Annotated in this window: 5 protein-coding genes; all 5 read right to left on the reverse strand. The window is 47.4% G+C overall.

What is annotated here, in order from left to right; translation table 11 throughout:
* Window positions 1-987 (reverse strand): amidase (locus tag V3S16_RS16100; protein ID WP_413886775.1); only part of this gene is annotated, 987 nt, incomplete at its 3' end.
* A gap of 37 nt (window positions 988-1,024) precedes the next feature.
* Window positions 1,025-1,312: an Asp-tRNA(Asn)/Glu-tRNA(Gln) amidotransferase subunit GatC gene (gene gatC / locus V3S16_RS16105; protein ID WP_413886777.1), complete on the reverse strand. Its 288-nt coding sequence runs from the start codon at window positions 1,310-1,312 to the stop codon at window positions 1,025-1,027.
* Between the two features lie 81 nt (window positions 1,313-1,393).
* Complete coding sequence (locus V3S16_RS16110) at window positions 1,394-1,537, reverse strand: GxxExxY protein (protein WP_413886779.1); 144 nt, start codon at window positions 1,535-1,537, stop codon at window positions 1,394-1,396.
* Window positions 1,538-1,600: 63 nt separating this feature from the next.
* Entirely contained in the window at window positions 1,601-2,305 is a 705-nt protein-coding gene (locus tag V3S16_RS16115) for an SPOR domain-containing protein (RefSeq protein WP_413886781.1), read from the reverse strand.
* Between the two features lie 344 nt (window positions 2,306-2,649).
* On the reverse strand, window positions 2,650-2,784 hold a 135-nt coding region (locus V3S16_RS16120), incomplete at its 5' end, for a DALR anticodon-binding domain-containing protein (RefSeq protein WP_413886783.1).

Consider the following 2,784-nt stretch of genomic DNA (forward strand, 5'->3'; position numbering starts at 1 on the left):
GTACTTGACACCGTCATAACGGGCAAGATTTGAACTGGCTTCCGCGGGTGCAATCACATAATAGGCCGCCACCGCGTATTCCGTATGCGGCAAAGAGACTTCCACGCATGCGGCCCCCAGGTCTTCAATTGTTTTTACGGCACGCTGCACCGCTTCGGAAACATCAGGGTGCAGCCCCTGGGCGGTGCTGTATTCCCTGGGGATTCCGACAGTCATCCCTTTTAGGCCGTCTTCAAGAAAAGAAGTATAATCCGGAACATCCAGCGGCACGGAGGTAGAGTCCTGTGAATCGTATCCGCAAATAACATTCATTAAAACGGCACAATCTGTAACATCTTTTGTCAGCGGGCCGATCTGGTCCAGGGACGAAGCAAAAGCCACCAGACCGAAGCGGGAAACCCTGCCGTAGGTGGGTTTCATTCCAACCACACCGCAGTGGGACGCCGGCTGACGTATGGAACCGCCGGTATCCGAACCTAAGGCCCCGATACACATATCCGCTGCTATCGCCGCCGCAGAGCCTCCGCTGGAGCCTCCGGGGATACGCGTCAAGTCCCAGGGGTTGTAAGTAGGCTGTAGTCCTGAATTCTCGGTGGAGGAGCCCATGGCAAATTCGTCCATATTCATTTTGCCGACAATCACGGCACCTTCTTTTTTAAATTTTTTTACCACCGTGGCATCATAAGGCGGAACAAAATTTTCAAGAATCTTGGAACCGCAGGTTGTCCGCAAACCCTGTGTGCACATAAGGTCCTTGAGTGCCAGAGGAATGCCGGTAAGGGGCAAAATGTTTCCCTGCGAAATTACCTGATCGGCAAGCTCGGCCTGACCCATGGCCGTTTCGCGCGCTACGGTAATATAGGCGCCCACCTTATCATCAAGCGCATCGATACGATCAAGAACGGCACGGGTCAATTCCTGCGCCGATATCTCTTGGCCTTTTAAGAGCCTGTGGGCTTCATGGATGGTCAGTTCATACAGTTGCATAATTTTTTATTCCCTGAATCCAGCATCCAGTATCCAGTTAAATTATTATTTTGGGAACGACAAAATTCCCATCCTCTTTTTGAGGGGCGTTGGCAAGCGCCTTGTCTCTTTCCAAAGCTTTCTTTTCCCGGTCTTCCCGAAAGACGTTGGTCAGAGAAATCGCGTGCGAGGTCGGCGTCACACCTTGTGTGTCAACACGATTTAATACTTCAACATATTCCAAAATAGTTCCAATCTGGCGGGCGAACTTGTCAATGGAAGCCTCGTCCATATCAAGACGCGCAAGATTCGCCACATGCATGACCTCTTCTTTAGTAATCTTCATAACATCTCCCTAGTCCTGAAATAAATAAGCTTATCACGAAAACACGAAAGTACGAAAACGCGAAAGTATAAAGAACTAAAATTAGTTGACCACTCGTTTTATCTCTAACTTGGGTTTGGCAAAATTCAGCAATAAACCTGTCTTCAAGCCAGTTGCCTTAAGGTATGATCTTTCCCTATCAATCGCTACAGCGTTGATTTTTCTGAAATTGTTATCACCATCCATAATTTTTTTCGTGTTTTCGTACTTTCGGGCTTTCGTGATTATATTTTCTATTATTCCACTTGGTTACTGTGGAAGGAGGATTGCATCAATTTTGTCTTTTTTTAAGCGTTCCAGAGTGCTTTGGGCTTCGGCCTTCCTTCTAAAAGACCCGATTCTTACCCTGTACCAGACACCTTTTCCCGGAATCTCTGCCACAGTTCTGTAAGCAGGATACCACTTATCTTTTAGTCTTGCCACCATTCTGTCGGCAACCTTAGGATCTCTTAATGCAGCAACCTGGATTGTAATTTTTTTTCCAATTTCAGCTCCGGAGCCGGACTCTGACGGCGGTCCCTTGCGAGACGAATCAACGGCATTGACCTTTTCGCGAGTGTCTCTATTTTTTCTTTCTAGATCAGCTGTTGTAGGCAAAGATTTTTTGTTTTGTTTTGATGCAACCTGAAGCTGTTTTTTTTTATGCTCGGCACCACGCTCGGACTTTTTGAGTCCTTCGTAAAAATCCATATCCGTCCTGTGCCCGGCAGCATCCGGATCGATTTTGAATCTGAGGCGTTCTCTTTTAATAACCGCAGCCTTTAAGGAGGCCAGTTCTTCTTGAAGTTTTTTTGTATCAAACTGAACAGGGGCAGTCCCTCTTCCCACCAGGATGCCGAGGACAAACATCCAGCCGCAGGCAAAAAAAAACAAACCTATCCACAAGGCACGCCCTTTGCGGGTTTGCACAGGTGCAGACTTTTTCTTTGGAGTGCCTTTTCCTTTTTTACTCATCAGCAAGTCATTGATTTTTATAGTTCACCGCAAAGCCGCAGAGGACGCAGAGAATAATTATTTTTGTTTTCCGCTGACCCCAGAGGAATAAGCTTCGCATTCCACAGGGCAGGGAGGGCGGAAAACAAAAAGGTTCAGCCTTGCGGGACTATTCCTCTAGTTCGTTTACAATTCGGACAATACCATCACGCATAAGAGGTACATTAAAATTCAGTAGCAAATAAATGATAGCGCTTTTCCTTTGCCGGCGTCCTTGTCCCGCTACAAGCGGGGTCAACGGCAAGGGAAAAATGTTTTTAAAATCCTCCGCGATCTCTGCGGCTTTGCGGTGAAAAATACAAAAATCACATTTTTTCCGGGGCAGATACCCCCAGAAGGGTAAGGCCGTTGCGGATGACCTTCTGAACCGCCGTAACCAGATAAAGCCGGCCGTGTGACAGCAAGGGATCGTCCGTCAGAACTCTGTGTTTGTTGTAATA

The organism is Candidatus Desulfatibia sp., from assembly GCF_036446775.1.
Taxonomy (GTDB): domain Bacteria; phylum Desulfobacterota; class Desulfobacteria; order Desulfobacterales; family UBA11574; genus Desulfatibia_A.

Bases quoted from the DNA above. Each gene is read 5' to 3' on its own strand.
- gatC (WP_413886777.1), bottom strand. From the start codon at position 1,312: ATGAAGATTACTAAAGAAGAGGTCATGCATGTGGCGAATCTTGCGCGT.
- V3S16_RS16110 (WP_413886779.1), bottom strand. From the start codon at position 1,537: ATGGATGGTGATAACAATTTCAGAAAAATCAACGCTGTAGCGATTGAT.
- V3S16_RS16115 (WP_413886781.1), bottom strand. From the start codon at position 2,305: ATGAGTAAAAAAGGAAAAGGCACTCCAAAGAAAAAGTCTGCACCTGTG.